Below are 25899 nucleotides of genomic sequence, written 5' to 3'. Positions count from 1 at the left end.
ACGCGAATGCCGCGCGGATGCGGCGCGGCGGATCGCCCCACAAGCTTCACGAGGCGGAGGCGAGAGGCGTGGGCGGCGGAGGCGACAGCCATGGGCGGCGGCGCCTCACCTCGAAGACCACGATCAACGCTGCCAGTCAAGTGGCGCTTTAGGGCCGCCGAGAAGCAAGCACTGCCAGCCGAATGGCCCTTCTGGACTTCCCAGAGGGGCCATTTGACTGGCAGCGATGCGGATGCGGGGCGCGGGGCACGGGGGCGGGGTGACACCCGAGGGCGGGCGCGGGGCGCGGCGGCGCGGCGTGGGCGCGGCGCGGCGCGGCGCGGCGCGGCGCGGGGTGGCTACTCCTCGAGGGGGCCGAGGGCGGCTTGCGCGACGAAGCGGGCGACGGGAGACGCCGTCACCTCGAGCTCGATGACCGAGATCGTGTTCGTGCCGGATCTGAGGACGGAGCCTGGCACGTACAGCGTCTGCTGCGGCCCGCTCCGCCAATAGCGGCCGAGGAGGAAGCCGTTGACGAGCGCATAGCCCTTGCCCCACCTCGAAGTGTCCAGGTAGAGGTCCGTTGGTTCATCGAGTACGAACTCGCCGCGGAGACCCGTGATGCCGAGTGGCGTTCCGCCGTGATGCAGGGGTGCGAACGCGGGGGCGCCGGCGAACCCCCCGGCGATGCTGTCTCCAGCCGCGGCGATCGCTAGCCCGGCTTCGGCGACGTCGATGGGTGTCGCCGTCCATCCTTCGAGCGGTACCCCGTCGAGGAGGGGCGCGCCGATGATGCCCTTCTCCTCGCCGATGCGCTCGGCGTAGTTCACGCGTCCCTGTTCTTCGACGAGCACGCTCAGTCGCTGCCCTGGCGGGACGACGATCGCGGTCTCGTGGAGGGTACGCGAGAGCGTGCCGACCGGGATGCCGTCGACCGAGACCCATGCGTGGTCGCGCACTTCCTCGAACTCGAGCAGGCGAGGCGAGGATGCGTCGGGCAGCTCGACTTCGTAGCTCACGAGCGCGCTGAGGTGCTGCAGCGCGTCGAAGGTCGGTGGCACGGCGTACGTCGCAGGCGAGGCAGGAGTCCCGTCCGAGCGAGCGGCGTCAGCCGATGCAGCCGAACCAGCCGAGCGAGCAGTGTCAGCCGATGCAGCCGATGCGGTCGAACCGGCCGAACCAGCCGAACCAGCCGAACCGGGTGAGCCGACGCGGGCGTCCGCGACGGTCGGCAGCCACGCATCCGCCGCAATGCTGGAGAGCGGCGCCGTGAGCTCGGGCGCAGGCCCGCCGGCGGCCGGCGTCTCGGCGGGCACGGCCGCGTACTTCGCGATGACGTCCTTGAAGGCGAAGAACTTGGGCGTCGGGTTGCCGGCTTCGTCGAGTGGGGCGTCGTAGTCGTAGGACGTGGTGATGGGCAGGTAGCGGCCCTTGTGGTTGGCGCCGTTGGTGAGCCCGTAGTTGGTGCCGCCGTGGACCATGTAGAAGTTGACGGAGGCGCCGGCGGCGAGGAGCGCGTCGAGTTCGCGCGCCGCATCCTCGACGCTCGTCGTGTGGTGGAAGGCGCCCCACCAGTCGAACCAGCCGTCCCAGAATTCGGCGCACATGAGGGGGCCGGTGGGCTGGTGGCGTCGCAGGGTGGCGAGGCGCGCGTCGGCGCGGGACCCGAAGGAGCCGGTGAGGTGCGCGCCTGCGACGCTGCCGTCGCTCAGCATCTGGTCGGTGGGCTGGTCGATCGTCGTGAGCGGCACGGTGATGCCCGCCTCGCGCGTGACCTCGACGAGCCGTTCGAGGTAGGCGGTGTCGTTGCCGTAGGCGCCGTACTCGTTCTCGATCTGCACGAGCACGACGGGCCCGCCCAGGTCGATCTGTCGCGGCACGACAATGTCGTAGACGCGCCGCAGGTACGTCTCGACCTCGGCCAGGTACGTGGGCTCCGATCGGCGCAGCCCGATGCCGGGCATCGCCGTCAGCCACGTCGGCAGGCCGCCGTTGTGCCATTCGGCGCAGATGTAGGGGCCGGGACGCACGATGGCGTGCATGCCTTCGGCGGCGACGAGGTCGAGGAAGCGTCCGAGGTCGTTCCAGCCCGTCGCATCCCATTCCCCCTTGCGGGGCTCGTGCGCGTTCCACGCCACGTACGTCTCGATGGTGTTGAGCCCCATGAGCTTCGCCTTGTGGATGCGGTCGGCCCACTGCTCGGGATGCACGCGGAAGTAGTGCAGGGCGCCGGAGAGCACGCGGTGCGGCTCGCCGTCGAGGAGGAAGTGCTCGTCGCCGATCTCGAAGGTCATATGGGCGTGTTCCAGTCTTGTGTCTGCGTCGGCAGGGGTTCGGTTTCGGTGAGGCGCTGGCGGGCTGGCGCGCCGCGCCTCAGCGGAGGACGGCGTCGCCGGAGCCTTCGACGAGGCCGCGCACGTCGCCCCAGCTGGGCTGCGATTCCCAGTCGCCGTCGGCGCGGCACGCGCAGGCGCCGCAGGCCGCGGCGGTGAGCATCCGCTGTTCGAGGGTGCCGCCGCGGATGAGCTCGACGAGGTAGCCGGCGGCGAACGCGTCGCCGGCTCCGACGGTGTCGACGACGTCGACGCGGTAGGCGGGGACCTCGAGTTCGAGGTCGCCGTGGACGCCGGATGCGCCGTGTTCGCCGCGCTTGATGAGCACCTGCGTCGGCCCGAGGGCTTGCAGGGCGCGGGCTTGCTCGAGGGGTGAGGATGCGCCGACGATCATGGCGGCCTCGTCGTCGCCGGCGAAGACGATGTCGCTGAGCGCGACGAGCTCACGGTAGCGGGGCGCCGCGGTGTCGGCGGACCAGAGCTTGCTGCGGTGGTTCACGTCGAACGACACGGTCACGCCGCGTTCGCGGGCGAGGCGGACGGCGCTGAGCACAGTCTCGGCGGCGCTGTCGCTGAGGGCGAGGCTGATGCCGGTGACGTGCAGGACGTCGGCGCTGGCGACCACGTCGCTGGGCACGTCGGCCGGGGTGATGCGGCTGCCCGCGAACCCGTTCCGGTAGTAGGTGACGCGGCTGTGCCCCGGGCGGGGGCGGTCCTTGATCATGAGCGCGGTGGGGACATCCGCGTCGATGCTGGCGTGCAGTTGCACCTGCTCTGCCCTGAGCGTGCGACGGATGCGGTTGCCGATGGCGTCGTCGCCGAGCCGTCCGATCCAGGTGGCGTCGCAGCCGAGGCGGGCGGCGGCGATCGCGACGTTGCTCTCGGCGCCGCCGAAGCTCATCTCGGCTTCGGACTGCAGGTCGAAGCCGCCGGCGCGGCGCGCGAGCACGAGCCCGAGCGCCTCGCCGATGGTGACGATCCCGCTCACGCGGCGGCCGCCTTGGCCTGCAGCACCTTGGCGGCGATCTGTGAGGCTTCGCGTGCCGCGCCTGCGACGGCGTCGGCTCCCGCGTCGAGGAGCTTCGCGCCGCCGAGCCAGCTGCCGCTGACGGCGAAGACGGCTGGATGCTCGAGGTGCTCGGCGAGGTTGGCGGGTGTGATGCCGCCGCTCGGCATGAACGTGATGCCGCGGAACACGGATGCGTAGGTGCCGAGCAGGGCGAGCCCGCCGAAGTTGCCTGCGGGAAACAGCTTCAGCTGGGTGAGCCCCAGGTCTCGCGCTGCCGTGATGTCGCTGGGCGTCAACGTGCCGGGGAGCACGGGCACTCCCGCGCGCTGTCCGGCGCGGACGACATCGGCGGACAGGCCGGGCGACACGAGGAACTGGGCACCCGCATCCAGTGCCTGCTGCGCCTGCTCGACGTCGAGGACCGTGCCTGCTCCGACGACGAGGTCGGGGCGGCCGGCGATGTGGCGCATCGCGGCGAGCGCGCCGTCGCCGCGGAGGGCGATCTCGACGATGCCGATGCCGCCGGCGACGAGCCCGTCGGCGAGCGCTTCCGCCTGCGCGATGGTGCTCGGGGTGGAGAGGGGAACGATGGGGTGCCCCTCGAAGAGCGAGCTCATCGGGCGAGCCACCCTCCGTCGACGGGCAGGACGATGCCCGTGACATAGGCGGCGGCGGGGCTCGCGAGGAACACGGCGGCGCCGCCGAGGTCGTCGGCCTCGCCCCAGCGTCCGGCCGGGATGCGCTCGAGGATGGAGCGCGAGCGGTCGCTGTCTTCGCGCAGCGCCTCCGTGTTGTCGGTGGCGATGTAGCCGGGGGCGATGGCGTTGACGGTCACGCCGCGCGCCGCCCACTCGTTGCTGAGTGCGTGGACGAGGCCGGCGACGGCCGACTTCGATGCGGTGTACCCGGGCACGTTGATGCCACCCTGGAAGCTGAGGAGGCTTGCGGTGAAGATGATGCGCCCCTCGCCGCGCTCCACCATCGCGCCGCCGACGATCTGGCTGAGCACGAACTGGCTGGAGAGGTTGACCTGGATGACCTCGTCCCACCAGTCGAGGGAGTGCTCTGCTGCTGGGGCGCGGCGGATGGTGCCGGCGTTGTTGACGAGGATGTCGGCGTGCTTGACGGCGTCGCCGAACTGCTCGACGGCGGCGCGGTCGGTGAAGTCGACGCCGTGGCCTTCGAAGCTGCGGCCGAGGGCGCGGACGCGCGCGCCGACCTCGCCGCCGTCGGCTTCCTGCTGCGAGGATGCGGCGATGATGTCGGCGCCGGCTTCGGCGAGGGCCGTGGCGATGCCCAGGCCGATGCCGCGGCGGGCTCCTGTGACGACGGCGGTCTTTCCGGTGAGGTCGAAGCTGGTCATGGTTAGCCTTCCTGGACGTTGACGAGGATCTTCATGGCGGCGGCGCCGGACAGCTGGTCGAATGCCGACTGGGTCTCGCTGAGTCCGACGACGCTCGTGATGAGGTCGTCGGCGGGGACGGCACCCGATGCGAGCAGCTCGATGGCTCGCTCGAAGTCGGCGCGCACGTAGACGCGGGCGCCGAGCAGCTCCAGCTCGCGCCAGAAGACGCGGTGGAGGTTGATGGGCACCGGGTTGGGGTGGATGGCGACGAGGACGACGCGTCCGCGGACCTTCGCGTAGTCGACGGCGGTGAGGGCGGTGACGGCGACGCCGGCGACCTCGAAGACGACGTCGGCGCCGGCCGAGCCGGTCGCTTCCTCGATGATCGCGACCGCGTCGCTCGTGGTCGGGTCGATGGTGCGGGCACCGAGGCGCTCGGCAAGTGCGCGACGCTCGGGGTTGGGCTCGATGACGTAGACGGTCGCGCCGGTGGCGGCGGCGACGAGCGCGATGAGCTGGCCGATGGGGCCGCCGCCGATGACGACGGCGGTCTCGCCCTCGGTGAGCCGCGAGCGCGCCACGTCGTGGCAGGCGACGGCGAGCGGCTCGACGAGTGCGGCGTGCTCGAGGGAGAGGGATGCGGGCAGCGGGACGACGAGGTCCTCGCGCACGTTCCACAGCTCCTGCAGCGAGCCGGGCGAGTCGATGCCGACGAAGTTCAGGTTCTGGCAGATGTGCGAGTTGCCTGCTTTGCAGGCGGGGCAGGTGCCGCACCAGTCGAGGGGCATGACGGTGACCTTGTCTCCCGCGGCGAACGCGGTGACGCCGTCGCCGACGGACTCGACGGTGCCGCTCATCTCGTGGCCGATGGCCTGCGGGACGTCGACGCGCGCATCCATCGACCCGTGGAGGACGTGGAGGTCGGTGCCGCAGATGCCCGTGTAGGCGACTCGGATCTGGACTTCGCCGCTGGCCGGCGCTGGCGCCTCGACCTCGTTGACGACGATGCGGTGCTCCCCGCTGTACTGCGCTGCTCTCACTCCCGTGCTCCCTTGCTCGGTGAAACTTGTTTCCGTTGCGAGGTCCGACTGGCGGAACTCGGTTTCATCTGGCTACTATAGCGGTCGTGGCGAGCGCGAAGGCAAGCGCCGCCAGTACTCAACGAGGAGGAACCATGCGGATCAGCAAGATCAGCAAGATCGGCGCCGTCGCAGGCGTCGCAATCGCAGGACTGGCTCTCAGCGCATGCTCTGGCAGCGGCGCAGGCGGCGGCGCTGAAGGCGGAGCGGAACCGGGAGTCGGCGAGCTCATGGGCAGCGAGAAGGCATTCCGAGTCGCCTTCAACCAGAGCGTCGAGCACCCGCAGGCACAGGCGCTGCTCGAGTTCTCCGACGAGCTGTACGAGGCGACCGACGGCCGCTTCTCGCTCGACCTCTACACCGACGAGGTGCTGGGCGACCAGGCATCCACGATCGAGCAGGTGCAGTCAGGCACCATCGACTTCGCGATGATCGCAGGCTCGCTGCTCGAGAACTTCGAGCCCGACTTCTCCGTCGTGAACCTCCCCTACCTCTACGACTCACCAGAGCACCAGATGCAGGTGCTCAACGACGACGCCATCATGGGCGACCTCTACGGCGCAGTCGAAGACGACAGCATCAAGGTGCTGTCCGCGTTCCACGGCGGCGTGCGCAACGTGTACTCCAGCAAGGGCGCCGTCGAGACGCCAGCCGACCTGGCCGGACAGAAGATCCGCGTCATCGGCTCCGACACGAACGTCAAGATGATGGAGCTCATGGGCGGCGTCGGCACGCCGATGGCCCAGGGCGAGGTCTTCACGGCCATCCAGTCGGGCGTGCTCGACGGCGCCGAGAACAACGAGCTCATCTACTCGAGCCTCTCGCACGACGAGATCGCGCCGTTCTACTCGCAGACGCAGCACCTCATGATGCCCGACTACCTCATCGCGGGCACCACGGTGTGGGACGGCATCGAGCCCGACGTGCAGGCCACGATGACGGACCTGCTCGCAGCCAGCTCCGACCGCGAGCTCGAGCTCTTCGCCGAAGCAGTCGACGCCGCCAAGGGCGAGGCCGAAGAAGCCGGTGCCACGTTCAACGAGGTCGACGTCGAGACGTTCCGCGAAGCGACCCTCCCGCTCCACGAGGAGCGCGTCACGAACGAGCGCACGCAGGCCATCTACGACGCCATCGAAGCGGCGAGGAGCTAGCTCGTGAAGCAAGCCGCCGCCGCAGTCGAGCTGTGGTTCGGACGCATCCTGAAAGCACTGGTCATCGCGCTCTTCGGCGTGCTGCTGCTGCTCGTGGTGTGGCAGGTCTTCACCAGACTCGTGCTGAACGCGCCAAGCGCGTGGACCGAGGAAGCCGCACGCTTCACCTTCGTCTGGGTCAGCTTCATCGGCATCGCCGTTGTCGTCGGCCAGAAGGCTGACGTCGTCATGGACTTCCTCGTCGAGCGCCTGCCGAGGCAGCTCCAGCGCGGAGCCGACATCGTCGCCTACCTCGCGACCCTCGCGTTCGTCCTCTACGCCCTCGTCTACGGCGGCGGCAAGCAGGCGATCCTCGCCTGGGGGCAGTCCAACCCCATCCTCCCGGTGACGCAGGGCCAGCTCTACCTGGCCCTGCCCATCGCGGGCATCCTCTTCTCGCTCTACATCGTCCTGCACATCTCGCGCACGCTCTCGCCCGGCTACTCCGTCAGGTCGCGTGGGCACGAGGACCCGGAGGCCGCATCCATATGATCGAGCCAGGTCTCATCGCACTGATCCTCGTCGGCGGGCTCGTCCTGCTGCTCGCGCTCGGTGCCCCCATCTCCATCAGCATCGGACTGCCCTCGGCGATCTGCATGCTCCTCATCCTCGGCTTCGACAACGGAGCCATCACCAGCGCGCAGCAGATGTTCCGCGGCGCCAACTCGTTCGCCCTGCTCGCGATCCCGTTCTTCGTCCTCGCCGGCGTCATCATGAACAACGGCGGCATAGCGGAACGGCTCATCAATCTCGCCCGAGTGCTCGTCGGGCGGATGCCCGCGCCGCTCGCGCAGACCAACGTCATCGCGAACGCGATCTTCGGCACCGTCTCCGGATCCGCCGTCGCCACGGCCTCCGCAGTCGGCGCCACCATGGCGCCCATGCAGAAGAAGGACGGCTACGACCCCGCGTTCTCCACCGCCGTGAACGTCGCCTCAGCGCCCGCCGGCATGATCATCCCGCCGAGCAACACGCTCATCATCTACTCGCTCGCGGCGGGTGGAACGTCGGTCGGCGCCCTGTTCGTCGCCGGGTACATCCCGGGCGCCCTCTGGGCACTCGCCTGCGCCGTGGTCGTCTTCTTCTACGCCCGCAAGCACCCGGAGCTCCGCGGCAAGCCGCTGCCGGCGTTCGGCATCATCCTCGGCACCTTCCTGAAGGCGCTCCCCGCGCTCGGCCTCATCGTTGTCGCGATCGGCGGCATCGTCGCCGGGTTCTTCACCCCGACCGAGGGCTCGGCCGTTGCCGTCGTCTACGCCCTGCTGCTGTCGTTCATCTACCGGACCGTGTCCGTGAAGGACCTGCCGCGCCTCCTCTTCGAGTCCGCGCGAACCAGCTCCATCGTGATCTTCCTGATCGCCGTGTCCTCGATCATGGCGTTCGTGATGACGTACGCTCGCCTGCCGCAGCTGCTCGCCGACACGCTCTTCGGCTGGACGGACTCCAAGGTCGTCGTGCTGCTCATCATGATGATCGTGCTGATCATCATCGGCATCCCGCTCGACCCGACCCCGGCCATCCTGATCTTCACGCCGATCTTCCTGCCCATCGCCATCTCCTACGGCGTCGACCCCGTGCACTTCGGCATCATGATGGTCATGAACCTGTCGATCGGTGTGATCTCGCCGCCATCGGCGCCCGTGCTGTTCGTCGGAGCGCAAGTCGCGGGGGTGAGGCTCGAACCGGTCATCATGCGCCTCCTCCCGTTCCTCCTCGCGCTCATCGTCGTCCTGTTCCTGGTCGTGTTCGTGCCGCAGCTCTCGCTCTGGCTGCCGGGCCTCTTCGGCCTGGTCTGACCCGACCGCCCCTGACCTCAACCGCAAACGAAAGGCATCCCCTTGTCTCACCAGTACCGTCCGGGCCGCCCGGAAGACATCCCCACCCTCGACCAGCAGGGGCTCCGCGACCGCTACCTCGTCGAGCAGCTCCTCACCCCCGGTGAGGTGCGCATCGTGTCGACGCACTTCGACCGCGTCGTCACCGTCGGCGCCGTCCCCGTCGACGCGCCCCTCAAGCTCGAGACCGTCGACGAGCTGCGCAGCGACAACTTCCTCGACCGCCGCGAGATCGGCTTCGTCAACACCGGCGGCACGGGCACCATCGTCGCCGACGGAGAGCGCTACGAGCTCGCCAAGACCGCCGTCCTGTACCTCGGCCGCGGCACCGTCGACGTGACCTTCGAAAGCGCCGACGCCGCCGACCCCGCCAAGTTCTACGGCTTCAGCGCACCCGCGCACACCGCCTACCCGAACACGCTCGTCACCCCGGAAGAGGGCACGATCCGCGAACTCGGCGACCAGGTCACCTCCAACCGCCGCACGCTGCGCCAGTGCATCCACGAGAACGGCGTCAAGAGCTGCCAGATCGTCATGGGCGTCACCAGCCTGCACGCCGGCAGCATGTGGAACACCATGCCAGCGCACACCCACGACCGCCGCACCGAGGTGTACCACTACTTCGACCTCGACGACGACCAGCGCGTCGTGCACCTCATGGGCGACCCCAAGGAAACCCGCCACCTCATGGTCGCGAACGGCGACGTCGTGCTCTCCCCGAGCTGGTCCCTGCACTCCGGAGTAGGATCCTCAAGCTACTCGTTCGTGTGGGCGATGGCCGGCGAGAACCAGTCGTTCGACGACATGGACTCTGTGCCGATCACCGACATGCGGTGATGACGGAGACGACGAGGATGGTCATCATGGACGACGTGGACCGCTCCCCTGCACCATCCGCAGGGGCAAGCGAGAAGACGCTACGCGTGCTCGCGGCGGCCCTCGCGCACCCGCGGTTCACCGACATCGTCGCGGAGGCAGGGCTCGCCAAAGCGACCGTGCACCGCATCCTCGCCACCCTCGTCGCGCAGGAGTACCTCGGCGGCGGCGCCGAACAGGGATACCGGGCCGGCCCGACCCTGCTCGCGCTGTCCGGCCGGGCGCTCGCGAGCGTCGACATCTCCAGCGTCGCCGCTCCCCTCGTGGAGCAGCTCGCGGGCGAGGTCGACTGCACCATCCACGTGGGCGTCGCGACCGACTCGGAGATGGTCTACGTCATCCGCCGAGACGCCGCCAAGCCGTACCGCATGCGCTCCCGCGTCGGGCTCGCCGTGCCCATGCACAGCTCAGGCATGGGCAAGGTCGTGCTCGCCGACTGGGCGCCCGAACGGGTCGATGCACTCGCCGAACGGGTCGGACTGCCCCGACGCACCGACCTCACGATCACCGACCTCGACGCCCTGCACGAAGAGCTCGCCCGAGTGCGGGCTCGCGGCTACGCAACCGACCTCGGCGAGAACGAGAGCGGCACCGTGTGCGTCTCGGCACCCATCCGCGACCACACGGGCGCCGTCACCCACGGCCTCTCCGTGTCCTCGATCGAGCTCGAATACCCCGGGCACACCATCGAGGAACTCGCCCCCGCCGCGATCGCCGCGGCCGACCGCATCTCACGTCAGCTCGGGGCACCTAGCGCGTAAGGCTGCGGGGCAGGGAACGGTTCCGCCGAGCCTGCCAGATCCGCCGGACGCCAGAGACGCCCGCCACCAGCAACCAGCTGGCGGCGGGCGTCTCTGCGCGTGGGGCTGGGGCGAGGTACTGCCGGTGGTGCTGCGCCCGGGGCTCAGGCGTGCGCAGCAGCAGGGGCTGAGACCGGACCTGCAGTCGGGTCGGTGGCAGCGCTGACCAACATCAGTGCGAATTTCGCCGCTGACACGATTCACTTACCAGAAACCGCCCATATCGCACTGATGTTGGACAGCGGCCCCGGCGCGACGGCTCCGTCAGAGCCACTCCCCTTCCAACTCGAAGGCCGGTCGGCGATGGTCGAGGACCAGCTGGATCGCGGACGATGGTCGACAGCAGCCAGGATGCGCCGAGCGCCCAGTAGGCGCTGAAGGCGGCGTGCACGAGGCCGATCGTGGCGGCGACGAGCACGAGGATGCGCGCGGTGCGGCGGGGGCTGGGAGTGCGGGGGCTTCGGGCTGTTCGCGCCGCTCGATCGCTTCGCGCGACGTTGCCCATCCCCTACTCCCCCGGCGTCTGATCGCTCGAGTCCTCCAGGTAGACGAGTCCGTTGCCGTCCGGGTCCTCGAAGGAGAACATCGGCTCGACGCCCTCCCAGCGCAGCACTTCATCGTTGTGGAGCTCGACGCCGCTCGCCCGGATGCGGTCGTGCGCCTCCTCCGCGTCGGTCGTGCCGAGGCGCACCGCGATCGGGATCTCACTGTCCTGCGGCAGCAGCACGATGCCCACACTGGAACCGGGCGGGAGCACCTCGACGTAGCGGGCGCCCGGCCACGCTTCGACGTCCATGACGAGCTCGCAGCCGAGCACGTCAATGTAGAAGGCGAGCGCCGCATCCACATCGGAAACAGGGATCGAGACGCTGATCACGCGCGTTGTCTTAGACATAGGTCCAGTTCACCGCGCGAGAGCCGCGATGGCCAGAGCGTGGCGCGGATGTGGAGGGAGTTCGGTGGAGAGGGGCAATAGTTCCCGTGCACCGCCGATGTCAACACCCGGACATCACCATGCGAGATCCTTCCTATCGTGCTTAGGATGGAGTCACTGACCGGTCGCATAGTTCGTCGCGATCGCACGTTCGAGTACTTCCAATAGAGATGCGGGCGAACCGCTCGGCAGGGCACGGGACCAATTCGTGCCGACCATCCATTCTTTCTTTGGGGAAGAGAACATGCCACAGTCAATCCATGGTCGACGCTCGGTAGTCGTAGGCGGTGCGGGCGCGGTAGGCGCAGCGCTGGCAGGAATGTTTGCGTCGCCGACCAATGCGGTAGCGGACGCGCAGGGGCACCCGCTGCACAATCGCGCCCCTACGGTCCTGACAGCGGCCGAACAGACAACGATCGACAAGATTGCCGTGGTCGCCGAGGCCAGGAGATTTTCCGGCATAGATCCGACAGGAGCCAGCGATTCGACTACGGGCCTCCAGGCGGCCATGGATGCGACTCCTGATGGCGGGACACTACTGATTCCCGCTGGCACCTACCAAGTCTCGGTCGCGCTTGCGCCTAAGAGCGGCAAGTCGATCACGGTTTCAGGTTATGGCGCGAAACTCATTGCAACGACGACGAAGTCGATTATCTCGTTGCGCGGTACCTACGACGAGACCGTCGGCGTCAGTTCCGCGGCCGACACGGCAGTATCTTTCCCGACGGGTCAGAGCGTTCCGACCACCGTGATCAAGCTCGCGAAGACCATGTCCTGGAAAGCTGGGGACGTGATCAAGATCGTTGCAGACGATCTGATCGGTGGTTCGCGTCCGGGAAGCCGACGCATCGGCGAGTTCGGCGTCGTCTACTCGGTTTCCGGTTCAACCGTCACGCTCGCCGGTCGACTTCGAGAGACTTACCAAACCAATGTGCGTGCCGCGAGAATCACTCGTCAGACCATCAACGTTCTCGGGCTCGAGCTCGAATGCATCGCGTCGCGTCTGACCCAGACTTCAAACGAGGCTCTGCTAGCCTTCAGCCGGTTGCTTAACCCTCGCGTCCAAGATGTCCGCGTGACGCAGTCAAGCAACAGAGTTGTCAGCCTCAACTCCTGCTTCGGCTACCTCGTTGAAAACGTCGATGTCGGGTATGCCCGGGACGCGTCTGGTGAAAGCGCGCTTGGATACGGCGTTGCGGACAATTGCTGCAGTTTCGGTCGCGTGGTCGGCGGCACGTTCCGGCACGTACGCCATGCGTATACGGATGACACTCCCGAGGTCCCGGCGAACAACAGCGACCTGACGTACTACGGTCGCACTTACGGGACCGTCTTGCTCGGAGTCGAGTCCTTTATGACGACCTCGGCTGGATTTTCGACGCATCACAGTTCGGAGGGCGTCACATTCTCAGCCTGTCGGACGACGGGTTCGGTTCCTGCGGGTGGCACTCCCGCGGGGTTCGAACTTCGTGGCCGTCGGCATCGCATCACCGACTGCACCGCACACCAGTCCGTCAATGGAATCAGTATCAGAACGGAATCTGGTGGCGGTGAGTCCTGGGGCCACCACATCTCGAATTTCAAAGCAGAGCGGATGTCTGGCGCAGCCATAGTCGTCTCTGTCAATCAGTCGGGACACCCGAATCAGAACACACGCGACAGCCAACTGAACGCGATCGTGGACGGACTCGTGGCGACGGACTGCGTTCGAATGCTCTTCACCGAGAACGCGGTGGTCAACATCTCTAATGCGACTTACATCGCGCCCGAGGGCGTCGCGGACGGATTGTACGAAGGATTCTTCGCACGCAACAGCCAGACTCTAGCTCGCAACATCGTCCTGGACTACACCTACAACAAAGCGGGCAAGCCTCGGCCGTTCATCACAGGATCGACCACGGGCCGAGACCCTGGTCGGCAGAACACCAATATCACCGACCTAGATGTTCGAATCACACCCAGCGCAGCCGCCCGCGCGTATTTCGTCTTCGGCGGGACGGAGAACCGCGTCAACGCGCGGCAAGTGCGACTCCAGTATCCGTTCCCGTCCACGCCCGGAGAAGCGCATGCCAATTCGTCTTGGGAATGGGAAGTCGACTACTCAGACGGTGTCGTGGGGACTGACTTGAGCTCGGGATACTTTTCAGTCAAGGCCGTGCTCCTGGCTTCTTCTCTCGCGAACATCGTCAGATCTTCCGACAAGACAGTTGTCGTCCACGTCCTGGGCGAAAGCAAGTCAGTCAGCATCAGTTCTCTTCCCAAGGGACGCCGTCGAGGCCAGCACTGGGTCTTCATGCAGATGACGACGGGAACGACCACGTTCGTGCATGGCACTGCCGCGCGCACATCTCTCAAGTCCGCCGGAAATCGGGCCCTGACCAAGGGGCGCCGCTTGGAACTGGTCTGGGACGGCACGCTCTGGCAGGAGATGATCCACTTCTGATCGGCCCCAGGTGGATCGAGGTCACGGGCTAGGTGATCGCTGCTTCGGTCTCACCGAACACTGAGCCATCTTCGAGGTGGGCTGTGGTGACCAGCGAGACGGTGCCTGGCCGACTAGGCGTGAGCGTTCGTTCGAAGACCCTAAATCCAGTACCGGTGACATCGATCTCGGTATCCACGCCGGTGCCTCTGATTTTTAGGCGAGAAACGGGCCTCGCGCGCGAGGTGGAGATCGTGATTCGGATAGAGACGTCGTCGTTGCTGTGTCGGTGTGCTTCCGCTTGTAACGAACCCGGCTCGCTCCCCCGGAGGAACACGATGTTCACGTTCAACTCGCCCTCGAAGACGATGCCGACGCGGTGGATCTCACCGCCGGCCATGGAGCAACCACTGGCTTTGACGAACGCGCGAAATTTAGTGGCCCCGAGATCAAAGAGGACACGGCTGCCTTTGCGCTCCAGAACGATGGTTGATGTCTCGATCTCGTGGTCGCCATCACCTGGCGAGAACGTCGACCCATCTGAGAATGTCAGCGTGTCGCCCTCCTTTAGGAGGACAGGGATCCGCTGGATGCACTCGCCTGCGCGATCCGTTATGAACGTAAACTGCAGCCCCTGGTCCCAGTAGGCCCAACCCGTGATGTAGTCACCAGGGTCGGTAACCGCTTCCGTGCGCTGCGCGAACAACCCCGTCTTGTCCTGGACCTCGTCGAGGTTGATGGCATGGTCCCCCGCGGAAGTGCGACTATCAAAGTACTTGCTCGTGGAACTCGACTGGCGAGTGGAAAATGCACGATCGGGCCCCAGCGTTTCCCATCCCTCGGGGTGGTCCGGGTCATTTGTACCGACCAGAATGGTGCCGAGACGGGGACTCCAGACGGTACCGAGTTGGCGCGTCGACTTATCGTTTTCCGTCCAGTCACCGAAGACGCTCGCTGCGTAGTAGCTCGGCCGGCGAACGAATAGATACTGATCCTTCTGGGAACCGCTTTCGAGCTTCGTAAAACGCTCGCTCGTCAGGACAGGGAGTTGCTTCTCCAGAGCTTCACGTACAGCCCGAGCGGGCCCTTGGGGCGCCAGCAGTCCATACATCCACGTTCGAGGTGATGTGTGCGGCTTTGCAAGCTCGCTGACCGGTCCCGCCGCGGAGGCAAACTCTTCGCGAGAAGCAGCCTTGTCCTCCCTAGTCGGGAGGAAGAGCGCAATACTCGGCACGTCGTCGAGGAACACCTTCGCCAGTGCCCCTCTGTCTGCGAGGTCGCCAGCGGGACGGGACACGGAGGTGGTCACATTCCGCGCGTGCAACGCGGGTACGTGCCAGAGCCCGCCGGTTCCGGGCTCCGGAAGCACAGCGAACGGCATGAAGCCCATGTACCTCCTCACCAACGGCACAATCTCCGGGTGTCCAGTGTGAGCGTACAGCCAAGCGAGGTCGGGCATCGTGACAGTGAAGTTGTAGCCAAAGTCGACGCCGTAGGGCTCGTGCAGAAAGCCGGCGGGCGCTTGGCCGTGCGCGCACAGGTAGGAGATCCGCTCATATACAGCGTTCTGATCCGCCGGCGGATCAGGCAGGATCTGCAGGGCGCGCTGCGCACCAATCAGACCGGCAGTGACCTGGTTGAACACGCGAACGGGCGGCGTCCAATGCTTCGCCTGGACATCCATGAACCAGCGGACTGCACGCTCGATGCTCCTGCGAAGTTGGAGCATCGCGTCGGGTAAGGCCCCGATCTGCTGCAACGCCTCATAAGCATCGGCCTGGGCGACTATGCCAAACGTCGTGGCAGCCAGGGAGGGCTTTCCCTCGTACTCGGGGTAAGTACCGTCTTGCAGCTGGAGAGACGTGTAGTACGCGACCGCAGCCTCGATACGGGCCAGGAGAATCTCACTACGGTAGAGCGGATTCCAGTCTCGCTTGTTCGCTGCGAACCATGCGAGCGTCGATATGTGCTCCATGATCCGAGCGTTCGTTTCGGTCTGCGCGTTGGGGGGCCTCCACCATCCGCCCGCCATGAAGCCGTAATACTCCGCTTGGGGATCACCGATGATGTCGTTGGCCAGCGGCACTGCGGTCATCAGGTAGGGGGCAAGCACTTGCTCCGTGTCGAGGAATGAAGCTCGATCCGGAGCGGGGAATGCCGCCAGTTCCCCGAGAGGCTCACGCCAGCGAATACGTAGATCCGGCACGAATTGTGACGCCACGGCCAGGCCCCCAAGGCCCAGGGCTCCGTAGATGACCGCGCGCCGCGAGACGCGTCCGCCGCGTTGCTTCGCCTGTTCAGAGTCAGACACTTCAGACTCCTCCATCAAACCTCGCGTGCACCATCAACCACTCTCGAGTGAGTAGGTTCGCACATGCTTGTTACGCGAAACGTGGGTCCCGCATCGTGCTGTGCAGGCCGACTGCAGAGGTAGGTGGGGTGGCAGCTCGGCGAAGAGGGCACCGGGGTATTCTACCGTCGGTCAGCGCGGTGACGCGCGAGGCCCGCAGCCCGTCGAGCCCGGCATCTGATGGATGCCAAGGTGCGGCGCGAGCTGCGGGCCTTGTGGGATGGATCCCGCTAGTTCTTCGCCTTCGCCGACCGCTGGCGCATCAGGAGTGCCGTCACGCCGACGACCAGCATCGTAAGAGCCACGAGAATCCCTGCGACGACGTCCTCTGACCCAGTAGTGGCCAACGCGTCGGATCCACTGCCTGCTGCGTCGCTGCCGGTGGCCGGGGCCGTCGTCGAAGGAACGGGAGTCGACGTCGGGGATGCGGTGGGCTCGGTCGTCGCGGTGGGCGTGGGCTCCGCGGTCGGTATGGGCGTCACGGCCGGTTCGGTGGTTCCGGGCGTACTGGGCCCTGGCTGCTCGGCTCCTGCCTCCACGAGGCTGATCGTTCCGTCGGCGTTGACCTCGACCTGAGCTGCCATGGCGGCCGCAAGGTTGAGGCGCTGCCAGCTGCCCTCGGCGCCCTCGTCGAGGGGGTAGCCCGAGTCGATGGCGGTGAGCTCGAGCACCTGACGACGCTGCTCGGGTGTGAGGTCGGGGTGGCTCGTGATGAGCAGCGACTCGGCGTTCGCGGGGATCGTCACCGCGTCGCCGGCGGGGGCGATCTGCGGGAACTCGTACGACATGCGCTGCTCGTAGAGCGCGAGCGCATCCTCATCCGACAGATACGGGGTGTCGGCGGCGATGCAGTCCGCGAGTGCCGCACCGCATCCGGCCTCGAGGACACCGCGCAGCTCGGCCTCGGCTTCAGCGAACAGCTCCCGGAACGCGGGGTCGCTCATGCGCCGCTCGACGATGTGCTGGCCCATCATTCGTCCGCTCATCACGTCAAGCGGGTAGTGGGCGGCCATGACGATGCGGTTGTTGCCGGCCTCGGAGGTGCGGGCGAGGATCTGCGGGGCGAGCTCGGGCAGCATCATCGAGAGCGACGTGCCCTGCCAGTACGCCTGCGAGGTGTGGCCGCTCGGGTAGGCGCCGCTGGTCGAGTCCCAGGCGTCGCCACCCTCCTTGTCGCGGTACTGGAGCAGCTCGGGGAAGCGGATGTAGGGGCGGTCGTAGTCGAAGTAGTTCTTCGACGGGTTCGACGACGAGTAGTAGCCGACGAGGCCGCCGCTCTTCGCGAGGAGCGCGTCGATCTTCGGGAGTTCGCCCGCGAGGCGCGCCTCGGCGTAGATGGCACCGAGGTTCGCGCCGAGTCCGTCGGCCATGGAGACGGACATGTCGTCGTACTGGTCGACGATCGCGCGCTCGACCTGCTCAGGGGTGGCCGAGTTGTTGATGTCGACGGTCTGGCTGTCGTTGAGCGCGATGATGTCGGGGCGATCGGTGACGAGCCAGGAGAACTGGTCCATGATCGGCACGTAGTCGTAGTCGGCGTTCGACGGGTAGTCGTAGGCGAGCTGGTCGTCGGTGAACGGCTCGGCGGCGGATGCTGCCCCCGCGCCGAAGCCGGAGAGGAGCACCCCCAGCCCGGTCGTCACAGCGAGAGTGGAAGCGAGGCGTCGTCGAGACGTCGTGATGCGCATGCGGGGTTCGGCCTAACGGTCGGGGGATGAACTCCGCGAGCGTAGGGATCCGGGGAATCGCGGCAGTGTCCGTTAGGTGGACGGCCAGTGAACTCGTTGGTCCCCAGGGGGCGTCATGAGACGTCGTCGGCGCGGATGGATAATCGCACTTCATCGAGTTGCCGGCCTCTACTCGCGACCGCATACTTGGTCTGTCGACGATAGCCACAGACTAGAGTCGGCCGGTCCGCATCTGCCCAGATGGACCAAGACCGCCCCAGCTCCTATCGGAGTTGGGGCGGTCTACTCAGTAACCCGTATTAGTCAGTCAGTTGCCCAGCAAAGCTCTTGAGCCAGGGAACCAGGTCCGGCCCCAGCTTCGGGTCCTGGCTCGCGAGCTCGACTGTTGCCTTGATGTACTCGAGCTTGTTTCCGGTGTCGTACCGGCGGCCGCCATAGACAACACCCACGACTCCGCCGAATGCCTCAGGATCACCTGCAAGAACCTCGAGAGCATCGGTGAGTTGGATCTCCCCGCCACGGCCGGGAGCTGTGCGCTCGAGAACATCGAACACTTCGGGACGCAACAGGTAACGACCGATGACGGCGAGGTTCGATGGCGCGTCTTCGCGGGCCGGCTTCTCAACGAGCCCGGTCAGCTGGATCGTGTCGGGGCCCACGACTCCCTGTTCCCGCGGAATGCTCGTGTCGTACGCGGCGACTCCGTACGCGGAGATCTGGTCAAGCTCGATCTCTTGGAGCGCGACGACGCTTGCGCCGGTCTGCTCGTGCACCTCGATCATGCGCTTGAGCAAGGATCCGCCAGAGGACATGATGTCGTCACCGAGGAGTACGGCGAAGGGCTCGTGGCCGATGTGCTGCTTGGCGCGGAGCACGGCGTGACCGAGGCCGAGCGGGTCACCCTGTCGCAGGTAGTGCACGTCGGCGAGGTTCGTCGCCGCGTTGACGCGCGCAAGCTTCTCGTGCTCCCCGCGGGCAGCGAGGAGAGTCTCCAGCTCTGCGACACGGTCGAAGTGGTTCTCGAGCGATGCCTTGTGGCGGCCAGTGATCATGAGCACGTCAGACAGTCCAGCCTCGACGGCTTCTTCCACGACGTACTGGATGGCTGGGCGATCCACAACGGGGAGCATCTCCTTCGGGATGGCCTTGGTGGCAGGAAGGAATCGGGTGCCGAGGCCGGCTGCGGGGATAACGGCCTTGGTGATTGGTGCACGCATGAGCCAAGACTATTGGACCCGGGTAACCAACAAGTTTCGCTGGCCGACACGTGACGTCTCGTGTACGAGCAGACGTTTAGCGGGCAAGCTCGAGCAAGGAGGTCTGTTTGAGCTTCCAACTGGCCTCATGCACCACCGGGCCTCGCGGCCTGCGGGCGCACAGGTTCAGCAATCGGCGGCCCAGCAACAGCATCAGCCAGGGAAGCTGGCGCGCCTCGCTCGTGACGTACCCTGGGTACGGTAGACCATCGGCTCCCTGCGATGCCACGCCGCAAACGCAGGGCGCCTGTCGGCGCTCTCGCGGATTCGACGAGTGGTAAACCTCACGCCTGGAAGCATCCCCTGCGCTCCAGAGCTTGCAGTTCCTACATGCTTCAATGCGGCCTGCCCAGCGACGCTAACAGGACCGCCGCCAGGGCCGGAATCACGAGACGGTCGGTTCCGCTCGATCCGTCGATGCTGCACCAAGGCTCGAAAATCAGTAAAGACGAGGAGCGATAAGTGCGAGAAACATGGATGGATGCATTGCGTGGAATCGCGATGCTCTTGGTGGTCTTGTTTCACGCCGGGACGGGAGTTGCCTACTTCGGCGACTTCTACCCCCGAGGTATCGAAGTGTTCAATCAAATCGTCGAGCCGTACCGCATGCCGACACTCATGTTCCTCTCCGGAATACTTCTCCATAGGTCTCTGAACAAGAGCGCGGGAGCGTACTTCGGCGGGAAAGCCCGTAAGATCGGGTGGCCATACCTCCTCTGGAGTTTAGTAGGGCTCGCGCTCGCGGGAGATCTTGCCCTCTCATACATTCTGAGGATTGCCTACAACCCCGCAGAGACGCACCTCTGGTACTTGTGGTTCTTGCTCATCTTCTATTCGGCCGCCTGGGCGCTGAAGAAAGTGCCGAGCATCGCGGTCGCGTCCGCAGCATTGATTGCCTCGCAATTCCTACCCGAAGCCTTCCGGCTCGAGAAAGCCGCATTCCTCTTTGCATTCTTCATGCTGGGAAACTGCTACTCTCAGCACCGCCAGAAGATAAATGGCGTGCTCAACAAGCCTTTGACCATGGCACTGGCTGTCGTGGCAGCTGCAGTGGCGTCCTATGCGAGTGTCGCGGGACTCAAGGTCGTTTACGAACCCCTATATGCGCTCGGCGTGGTGGGCATGATCGCGATTGCCATGAACTTGGTCCCTCGAATCCGAGCAGGACGGACTCGCTCAGTTCTGGAATTCCTCGGAAGGAACTCCATCGTTCTGTACATCGTGCATCTCTTCGCGATCCGGACGGCTGGCACCCTGCTGTCAAGGGTGGATCTGACTAACCCCTACCTGCAGTACCCGATCTTCGTAGCAATCGGTCTGGGCAGCGGCCTCTTCTTCATCTGGGTCACCAAACTATGGCCGCGATCGAACCTGCTGTTCGCTTGGCCAGAGAAGAGCCGGGAGGCTCTGACGTAAGCCTCCATCACTGACCACCTGAAAGTGCCGCAAGCGCAACGATCGAACCCCAGCGGACTGACAAGCTCGCAACCCGGACGCGAGCATCAATAACTGGGGGCACAGAAGGCAAAGAGGGCGGGGCTGCTTGAACTTTGGCGTGGGCCACACACAGTCTTTCCCGGTGGGGCCGACCAGGCACAATATTTCTGCGTCGGTGCTTTCAAATCGTGCCACCGTTGGCGTCTCCACTTCCCCGGTTGACTCGACTATGTTCGTCGCAGGGTTTCCACCTAGTGAAGGACGACGATGCACGCAGCAAGAAGCTCTCCCTTGATCACCATCGCCGCGATCGTGATGCTGTCCCTCGCCGGGTGCTCTGGTCCCGGTGGCGATGACGTAACGCCGGCGACTCCCACCTCGGCTGAGCCGGAGGGGCAGACGTATAGCGCCCCTGGCGAGACCTCCGAAGCCGCACCAGATGGTGCCGAAGCGGTGCAACCCGACAATGCTGGTGACGCGGCACCGGCCGATCAACTCACCGTTGAGCAGGCGCAGACTGCGTGCAATACGGCGCTCGATGCTGGCTACCCTGGCTCCACCGTCGACTGGGCGGGCGGAATCCAGTCTCAGGAGACGGACCCCGAATCTGGCTCGATTACGTTTATCGTGTCCGGCGACATCGACTACCAAGAGAGCGAGGACCGAGGGACCGTAATGACGTGCTCCGTTTCGGTCCCTGACAGCACGCCGGAAGTGACGAGTCTCGAGGTCGCCTAGCCCACCCGTGAGCGCTCCTAGGGAACTCATCATCGGAGCATGCCGGCGCGGATGGCCGAGGGCATGCCGCCAGGGGTCGTGTTCGGCTCCAGTTGAAGCAGATTGAGCCGAGCGCGTGTTCGCATGAATCGGCACGCTAGCCGTCCCGCAGAACTCGAGGTACGGGACAGGAAACATCCGGCTGCAGCTCAACCAAGGGTCAGTCAAAGAGATCACCAGAAGACGATGACTGTTGTCCGCCGAGCTGGCGCTAAAGCGACCTGGACTCAACCGCAGGGGCGGGCCTCAACGCACCAATTGAGACCATTGAAGCGATCGTGCTGCATGTACATGTCCTCTTCGCGGCTCACGTAGCCGGCCCCTCGTTCTTCATGCGCAGCACGAGCCGATGGCCGCGGTCGAACTTTCTGATCGCGTGGCCTGAGAGAACGCGTCAGCGGCTCGCCGAGCTACCACCTTCTGGGCGCTGAGCCCAAACTTACGCTTGGTCGCTTGCTGCCATCGCTGAAGGCGAAGCGTCACTGTCGAGACGCGGCACCTTGGACGGACGCAGACGCCTTTCGAACGGCGCTTCCACAACGACGTGGAGGAGCCACGCGGCGCCAATCGACAACAGCAAGGCTCCGCCAAGCACCACCCAAGGCGCATCGATCTCAAAGAGCCTCGACGCGCGGAACGACGCAGAAAGCACCATCGCGTGCAATAGGTAAAAGCAATAGGACCAGACCCCAAGCATTACGAGGGGCTTCCACCGAAACAAGCTCACGCGTCCTTGCAAATCGGCCGTTGCGAGCGCGGCCACCAAGATGACGAACGGTATTAGCGTCACTGCATAGCGCGAAACGGAGTACGGGGCATAGGCCGCAAGAAAAATCGACAGAACGGCGAGCCCGACTGCCGCCCAGAGAGGCACTGGCAGCCTGAAGCCGCGCCGAAAAAGCATGCCGAGAGCCACTCCGACAACGAACTCCATCAAGCGCAGCGGAGGGAAGATGATCAAGAACCAGCGAGTGAAATCGCTCTCCGCAACACCGATGGTAGCGAGCGCCGTGCCGATACTCACAGCACCAGCACTACACGCAACGGCCACGATCCCGGCCGTGCTGAGTCCGCGCATGAACTTATGGATCAACGGGAACATGAGGTAGAAGAACGCCTCGCAGGACAAGCTCCAGAAGACGGCGCTTCCCGCAAAGTATGCAGCCTCCACGGGCACCCAAGCCTGCAGCAACGTTGGCGAAAGAAAGTCCCAACTAGTGAGGCTTCCTGAGGAGACAAGTAGAGCTAACGAGGCCACCCAGGCCGTAATGAATGCAGGGTAGATCCGGGCAAACCTGCGCCGATAGAACAGAGAAGGAAGGTCGTCATCGCGTGCGGTCCACGCCATGACGAACCCGCTGAGGATGTAGAAGAGCGACACACCCACCATGCCAGCACCGAACAGTTCGAGGCCGCTGACGTAGTGCAGGGAATGAAACCCGAAGACGATAAGCGCGGCGAAGAACCGCACACCTGTGAGCGAGTCGAGGCGAGGCGACCTCGTCATGGCAGGAGCGGATGCAGTCATATGGACAAGCCTCTCATAACGATTGGGTTGCGTCGCCACGGTCGGACACAGACCCGCGGGCGCCTAGACGCAGTCGTTCGTGACTGCGAAGGCCTTGACGAACGCGGCGGACTGATAGAAGTACTCCTCAACGCCGCGCAGCACACTCAGCCGCTCTGAAGGCCAGATCACGTCTGCCTCTCTGTCGTAGCAGCGGCCGATGTACAAGCTAGCCCTGGTCGCGTGGGTCTTCGAAGTGATCACGATGGCCTTGTGCCACCCGTTCTCCTCGCTCAACCGCTGAAGAAGCCCAACTTCTCCCTGCGTCGTGAAAGGGGCGGATTGCTCGCAGTGGACCGGGTAGCCCTGGTCGACTCGACATGTCTGAAGGTTCCTCGCCCCGAACCGTTCGTGCCCACTGTTTGTCGACACCACCAAATTCGCCGCGTGCCCGGACTCCATCATCTCCTTCGCAAGGTCTAGACGGGACGCCGTCGCTGGCCCAAGAACCAGTATGACGTCAGCCCTACCAGCCTCCCCCGGGGTCGGAGCGAAGATTGGCCCGACCGGGGTGAGTGCCAAGCACAGGAGAGCCGTGGCCGCCAAGGTGCCGATGCCGGGACGGCGACGAGATCGATCTCCACTCCGCGCTCGCAAGCTCGGGAGCGGACGACTGCTCAAGATCTCATCGAGCTGCGGGCACGAGCGGGCACGAGGGCAACCTCCGACGCCGCCACAACCGGCATCGCCTTACTCGTCACTTGCTGCATAGAGAAAGCAAGGCAGAAGAACAACAGCGCTGCCATACCCGGCGCGAGCATCCCCCAACCAGTCCAGGAGATGAGAACGAACGCTGGAAGGTAAGCGACAACAGCCCTGGCGTAGTCGCCCTGGCGACTGACGAGGCGCACGGCGAGTACCGATCTCACGAACATGTAGAGGAGCGGCAGGAAGAAGAGCAGTGCGCCGATAATGCCGAGTTCGACGATCTGCAGCATGAAGGCATTATGAACAGGCCACCCCTCGGCCGTCAGGGCGTCGCGCATGCCCACGACACGCACATAGTTGGCGGGCCCCACTCCGAACCAGGGCGTGTCGGCAAACTGAAGAAGCGCCACCTCCATGAAGTGCTCCCGCTCACCACCAACGGGGTCCTTGTTGAATCGTTCAAGGATGGAATCGACGAAGAAAAGCGAGACGACACCCACGAGGGCCGGGAGCAGGAACCTCCGGCTGAAGAACTTAGTGTCCCGGGGCTGAAGCAACGACCACACAAGGATCATGGCCAAGGCAGAGATGAAGTTCGCCCGACTCGCCGACAACGCGATCGGGACGATCGCGAGCAGCAAACCGAACAGCGCTAACTTCCTGGTTGTCGAGTCAGCGGCCCTTGTCATCGGCATCAGAAGCATCATCACCAGCGTGAGGACTTTCCCGATCGTCGAAGGATGCGTGAAGGTTCCGTTGGCGCGACCACCTTCGAGGTCGAGGCTGCGTCCCGTGAGCTCGAAAATGGGTACGCCCAGAGTTTGGAGGGCGGTTACTAGGACTTGGAACACGACGATCAAGACCAGGAGAACTGTGAAGCTCCGGTCGAGCTCGGCTCGATCGCGGAACGATGACCCCATAAAAGCACCGGCAGCCCACGCAAGCATGATGTAGACGATGTTCATGGTGCCGCCGGACTGTCCGGCCCCGCCGTCCCAGATGAAGGCCATACCGAAAGCGAGGTAGGCCGCCAGTGGAACGAAGAGCCATGGAGAGCTCTTCCTCCAGAAGGCCACTAGACCGACGAGCCCTACGCAGGCGACAATCACGTAGCTCGCCGAAACGGTGACCGTTCCTCGACCGCCCGTGGTCTGGAACACTGCGAGGACAGCCAGCAGGATCGCCAGAGACGCGACAGCTCGCAAAACGGGCTTCGCCGGCAGCATGAGCGCAAGCAATCCCAAGCCCAGAGCGACCCAAACGATCTCAATCATGCGAACCCATCGTCTTGCCCTCGAACATCTCGTGCGTACGCCTTGTCATCGGTCGCATCACGTTACGCGCTGACGGCATCGTTGTACACACCAAGGTGGGCATCGACGGCGTCGGCCCATTCACGGCCACTCATGTCGGGTCCAGTTGGGCGGGGCTTCGCAAGGAAACCTTCCACAGCCTTCGAAAGCGTCTCGAGCGAGAAGCTATCCACCAGACAGACCCACTCTTCACCGAACTCGGACACCAGAGCTCGATTGACCGGTACGTCCGGGACGATCACCGGTGTACCCAGACTCAGTGCCAGCAGTAGAGCTCCGGAGTTGTACATCTTCCTGTACGGGAGCACGACCGCGTCTGCTCGCCGTATCAGCTCAGACAGATCCGAGTCGCTGACGCGCTCGAGCCTGAGCGTGACCCTTCCGTCTGCCTGTGCGAGTCTCCTGAGCGCCGTCGAGAGCGCCTCGTCCGGAGATGATCCGGCCACCACCAGCTCGGGTAGAACCCGAGCCGTGTCGGAGCGATACACCTCAATGAGCTGCTCTACGCCCTTGTAAGGCCTGATGCCCCCGAAGTAGAGCAGGTTTGCACGACCGGCGCTCACTTCCGCAGCACTAAGTGAGGGTCTGTAGCCTTCCCAACTCCTGTAGTGCCCGTGAGGAATGACGACATCGTGCGCGTCCATGCCCACATCGTAGGCGTTGAGATAGATTCGTCGGCTCTCCATCGTCTCCAGCCGACGGACGAAGAACTTCTCGAGCAGACTGCCAGCCTCGTGCGCATCAAGGTTGTGGACGGTCCTGACCACTTTGATCTTGCTCGCAGAGAGCCGGAGGAGGAGGAGCACACCCGCCAGGCTGCGGAGAAGTTCGGTCACGCGGCCCTTGCCTCGCACCATTGTCTCCGGCCAGTGGACGTGCAGGACGTCATAGCGCGAGAGAAGCGCGGTCTTCCAGGAGAAGAACTCGACGTTGGCCGACCGCGCGACGCCTTCCGCCAACATGGTGGTGTAAGGATTTGAGGCTCTCGAGGGCGCTGGAACTGAGTACAGCACTGTAAGCCGACGATCGCCGCCCGCAGCGCGGCGCTTGGAGTTCTTCAT

21 protein-coding genes are annotated in these 25899 nt (G+C 65.2%); 8 read left to right on the top strand and 13 right to left on the bottom strand.

Going from position 1 to position 25899, the window contains the following annotated elements; genetic code table 11:
- Window positions 1-338 precede the first annotated feature (338 nt).
- From F8O03_RS18345 to F8O03_RS01985, 5 genes are all read right to left on the bottom strand, one after another.
- The gene (locus F8O03_RS18345; RefSeq protein ID WP_244295831.1) at window positions 339-2273 is read right to left on the bottom strand and encodes a glycoside hydrolase family 35 protein; all 1935 of its coding nucleotides are present in this window, start codon (window positions 2271-2273) and stop codon (window positions 339-341) included.
- Between the two features lie 79 nt (window positions 2274-2352).
- Window positions 2353-3300, bottom strand: coding sequence for a sugar kinase (locus F8O03_RS02000; protein WP_244295829.1), 948 nt, complete (start codon window positions 3298-3300; stop codon window positions 2353-2355).
- A complete protein-coding gene (locus F8O03_RS01995) occupies window positions 3297-3938 on the bottom strand; it encodes a bifunctional 4-hydroxy-2-oxoglutarate aldolase/2-dehydro-3-deoxy-phosphogluconate aldolase (RefSeq protein ID WP_151422157.1) in 642 nt (213 codons plus the stop codon). Before F8O03_RS01995 ends, F8O03_RS02000 begins: the two co-directional genes overlap by 4 nt.
- Window positions 3935-4684, bottom strand: coding sequence for an SDR family oxidoreductase (locus tag F8O03_RS01990; protein ID WP_151422156.1), 750 nt, complete (start codon window positions 4682-4684; stop codon window positions 3935-3937). Before F8O03_RS01990 ends, F8O03_RS01995 begins: the two co-directional genes overlap by 4 nt.
- Before the next feature lie 2 nt (window positions 4685-4686).
- Window positions 4687-5706 carry a zinc-dependent alcohol dehydrogenase gene (locus F8O03_RS01985; protein ID WP_151422155.1) on the bottom strand — a complete coding sequence of 340 codons (1020 nt, stop codon included), beginning with the start codon at window positions 5704-5706 and terminating at the stop codon, window positions 4687-4689.
- Between the two features lie 134 nt (window positions 5707-5840).
- On the opposite strand from F8O03_RS01985, the gene F8O03_RS01980 reads away from it, so the two are divergent.
- From F8O03_RS01980 to F8O03_RS01960, 5 genes are read left to right on the top strand one after another with little or no spacing between them, the layout of a single operon-like run.
- The gene (locus F8O03_RS01980; RefSeq protein ID WP_104251741.1) at window positions 5841-6896 is read left to right on the top strand and encodes a TRAP transporter substrate-binding protein; all 1056 of its coding nucleotides are present in this window, start codon (window positions 5841-5843) and stop codon (window positions 6894-6896) included.
- A gap of 3 nt (window positions 6897-6899) precedes the next feature.
- Window positions 6900-7427: a TRAP transporter small permease gene (locus F8O03_RS01975; RefSeq protein ID WP_104251740.1), complete on the top strand. Its 528-nt coding sequence runs from the start codon at window positions 6900-6902 to the stop codon at window positions 7425-7427.
- Window positions 7424-8731 carry a TRAP transporter large permease gene (locus F8O03_RS01970; RefSeq protein ID WP_151422154.1) on the top strand — a complete coding sequence of 436 codons (1308 nt, stop codon included), beginning with the start codon at window positions 7424-7426 and terminating at the stop codon, window positions 8729-8731. The genes F8O03_RS01975 and F8O03_RS01970 overlap by 4 nt, the downstream gene beginning before the upstream one ends.
- Window positions 8732-8773: 42 nt before the next feature.
- Complete coding sequence (gene kduI / locus F8O03_RS01965) at window positions 8774-9607, top strand: 5-dehydro-4-deoxy-D-glucuronate isomerase (RefSeq protein WP_151422153.1); 834 nt, start codon at window positions 8774-8776, stop codon at window positions 9605-9607.
- 26 nt (window positions 9608-9633) lie between these two features.
- Window positions 9634-10407, top strand: a complete 774-nt coding sequence (locus F8O03_RS01960; RefSeq protein WP_167516438.1) for an IclR family transcriptional regulator — start codon at window positions 9634-9636, stop codon at window positions 10405-10407.
- Between the two features lie 547 nt (window positions 10408-10954).
- On the opposite strand, the gene F8O03_RS01955 is transcribed toward F8O03_RS01960, so the two are convergent.
- The gene (locus tag F8O03_RS01955) at window positions 10955-11341 is read right to left on the bottom strand and encodes a VOC family protein (protein ID WP_151422151.1); all 387 of its coding nucleotides are present in this window, start codon (window positions 11339-11341) and stop codon (window positions 10955-10957) included.
- 283 nt (window positions 11342-11624) lie between these two features.
- Here F8O03_RS01955 and F8O03_RS01950 point away from each other — a divergent pair, with 283 nt between their 5' ends.
- Window positions 11625-13823 (top strand): pectate lyase family protein, encoded by a 2199-nt coding sequence (locus F8O03_RS01950; RefSeq protein WP_151422150.1) that lies wholly within the window; start codon window positions 11625-11627, stop codon window positions 13821-13823.
- Between the two features lie 28 nt (window positions 13824-13851).
- Here the strand turns inward: F8O03_RS01950 and F8O03_RS01945 are convergent, their stop codons facing one another.
- From F8O03_RS01945 to F8O03_RS01935, 3 genes are all read right to left on the bottom strand, one after another.
- Complete coding sequence (locus tag F8O03_RS01945; RefSeq protein ID WP_151422149.1) at window positions 13852-16113, bottom strand: hypothetical protein; 2262 nt, start codon at window positions 16111-16113, stop codon at window positions 13852-13854.
- Window positions 16114-16382: 269 nt separating this feature from the next.
- Entirely contained in the window at window positions 16383-17795 is a 1413-nt protein-coding gene (locus F8O03_RS01940; protein ID WP_244295826.1) for an acid phosphatase, read from the bottom strand.
- 344 nt (window positions 17796-18139) lie between these two features.
- Complete coding sequence (locus F8O03_RS01935; protein WP_151422147.1) at window positions 18140-19057, bottom strand: UTP--glucose-1-phosphate uridylyltransferase; 918 nt, start codon at window positions 19055-19057, stop codon at window positions 18140-18142.
- Between the two features lie 501 nt (window positions 19058-19558).
- Between F8O03_RS01935 and F8O03_RS01930 the strand changes: the two genes are divergently transcribed.
- On the top strand, window positions 19559-20512 hold the full coding sequence (locus F8O03_RS01930) for an acyltransferase family protein (RefSeq protein ID WP_151422146.1): 954 nt from the start codon (window positions 19559-19561) through the stop codon (window positions 20510-20512).
- Window positions 20513-20824: 312 nt separating this feature from the next.
- Window positions 20825-21271 carry a hypothetical protein gene (locus tag F8O03_RS01925; protein ID WP_151422145.1) on the top strand — a complete coding sequence of 149 codons (447 nt, stop codon included), beginning with the start codon at window positions 20825-20827 and terminating at the stop codon, window positions 21269-21271.
- A 478-nt stretch (window positions 21272-21749) separates the two neighbouring features.
- Here the strand turns inward: F8O03_RS01925 and F8O03_RS01920 are convergent, their stop codons facing one another.
- The 4 genes from F8O03_RS01920 to F8O03_RS01905 form a co-directional block, all read right to left on the bottom strand.
- On the bottom strand, window positions 21750-22838 hold the full coding sequence (locus F8O03_RS01920; RefSeq protein WP_151422144.1) for an acyltransferase family protein: 1089 nt from the start codon (window positions 22836-22838) through the stop codon (window positions 21750-21752).
- A 63-nt stretch (window positions 22839-22901) separates the two neighbouring features.
- Window positions 22902-23399: an ElyC/SanA/YdcF family protein gene (locus F8O03_RS01915; protein WP_167516437.1), complete on the bottom strand. Its 498-nt coding sequence runs from the start codon at window positions 23397-23399 to the stop codon at window positions 22902-22904.
- A gap of 95 nt (window positions 23400-23494) precedes the next feature.
- Window positions 23495-24799: an O-antigen ligase family protein gene (locus F8O03_RS01910; protein ID WP_151422142.1), complete on the bottom strand. Its 1305-nt coding sequence runs from the start codon at window positions 24797-24799 to the stop codon at window positions 23495-23497.
- Between the two features lie 62 nt (window positions 24800-24861).
- Window positions 24862-25899 carry a glycosyltransferase gene (locus F8O03_RS01905; RefSeq protein WP_167516436.1) on the bottom strand — a complete coding sequence of 346 codons (1038 nt, stop codon included), beginning with the start codon at window positions 25897-25899 and terminating at the stop codon, window positions 24862-24864.

The sequence above is a fragment of the Pseudoclavibacter terrae genome (assembly GCF_008831075.1).
GTDB classification, from domain to species: domain Bacteria; phylum Actinomycetota; class Actinomycetes; order Actinomycetales; family Microbacteriaceae; genus Pseudoclavibacter; species Pseudoclavibacter terrae.
Note: the sequence above shows the minus strand (reverse complement) of the source record. Positions and strands in the feature narration are given on the sequence as shown.

Bases quoted from the DNA above. Each gene is read 5' to 3' on its own strand.
- F8O03_RS18345 (WP_244295831.1), bottom strand. From the start codon at position 2,273: ATGACCTTCGAGATCGGCGACGAGCACTTCCTCCTCGACGGCGAGCCG.
- F8O03_RS01995 (WP_151422157.1), bottom strand. From the start codon at position 3,938: ATGAGCTCGCTCTTCGAGGGGCACCCCATCGTTCCCCTCTCCACCCCG.
- F8O03_RS01990 (WP_151422156.1), bottom strand. From the start codon at position 4,684: ATGACCAGCTTCGACCTCACCGGAAAGACCGCCGTCGTCACAGGAGCC.
- F8O03_RS01980 (WP_104251741.1), top strand. From the start codon at position 5,841: ATGCGGATCAGCAAGATCAGCAAGATCGGCGCCGTCGCAGGCGTCGCA.
- F8O03_RS01970 (WP_151422154.1), top strand. From the start codon at position 7,424: ATGATCGAGCCAGGTCTCATCGCACTGATCCTCGTCGGCGGGCTCGTC.
- F8O03_RS01960 (WP_167516438.1), top strand. From the start codon at position 9,634: ATGGACGACGTGGACCGCTCCCCTGCACCATCCGCAGGGGCAAGCGAG.
- F8O03_RS01955 (WP_151422151.1), bottom strand. From the start codon at position 11,341: ATGTCTAAGACAACGCGCGTGATCAGCGTCTCGATCCCTGTTTCCGAT.
- F8O03_RS01950 (WP_151422150.1), top strand. From the start codon at position 11,625: ATGCCACAGTCAATCCATGGTCGACGCTCGGTAGTCGTAGGCGGTGCG.
- F8O03_RS01935 (WP_151422147.1), bottom strand. From the start codon at position 19,057: ATGCGTGCACCAATCACCAAGGCCGTTATCCCCGCAGCCGGCCTCGGC.
- F8O03_RS01920 (WP_151422144.1), bottom strand. From the start codon at position 22,838: ATGACTGCATCCGCTCCTGCCATGACGAGGTCGCCTCGCCTCGACTCG.
- F8O03_RS01910 (WP_151422142.1), bottom strand. From the start codon at position 24,799: ATGATTGAGATCGTTTGGGTCGCTCTGGGCTTGGGATTGCTTGCGCTC.
- F8O03_RS01905 (WP_167516436.1), bottom strand. From the start codon at position 25,899: ATGAAGAACTCCAAGCGCCGCGCTGCGGGCGGCGATCGTCGGCTTACA.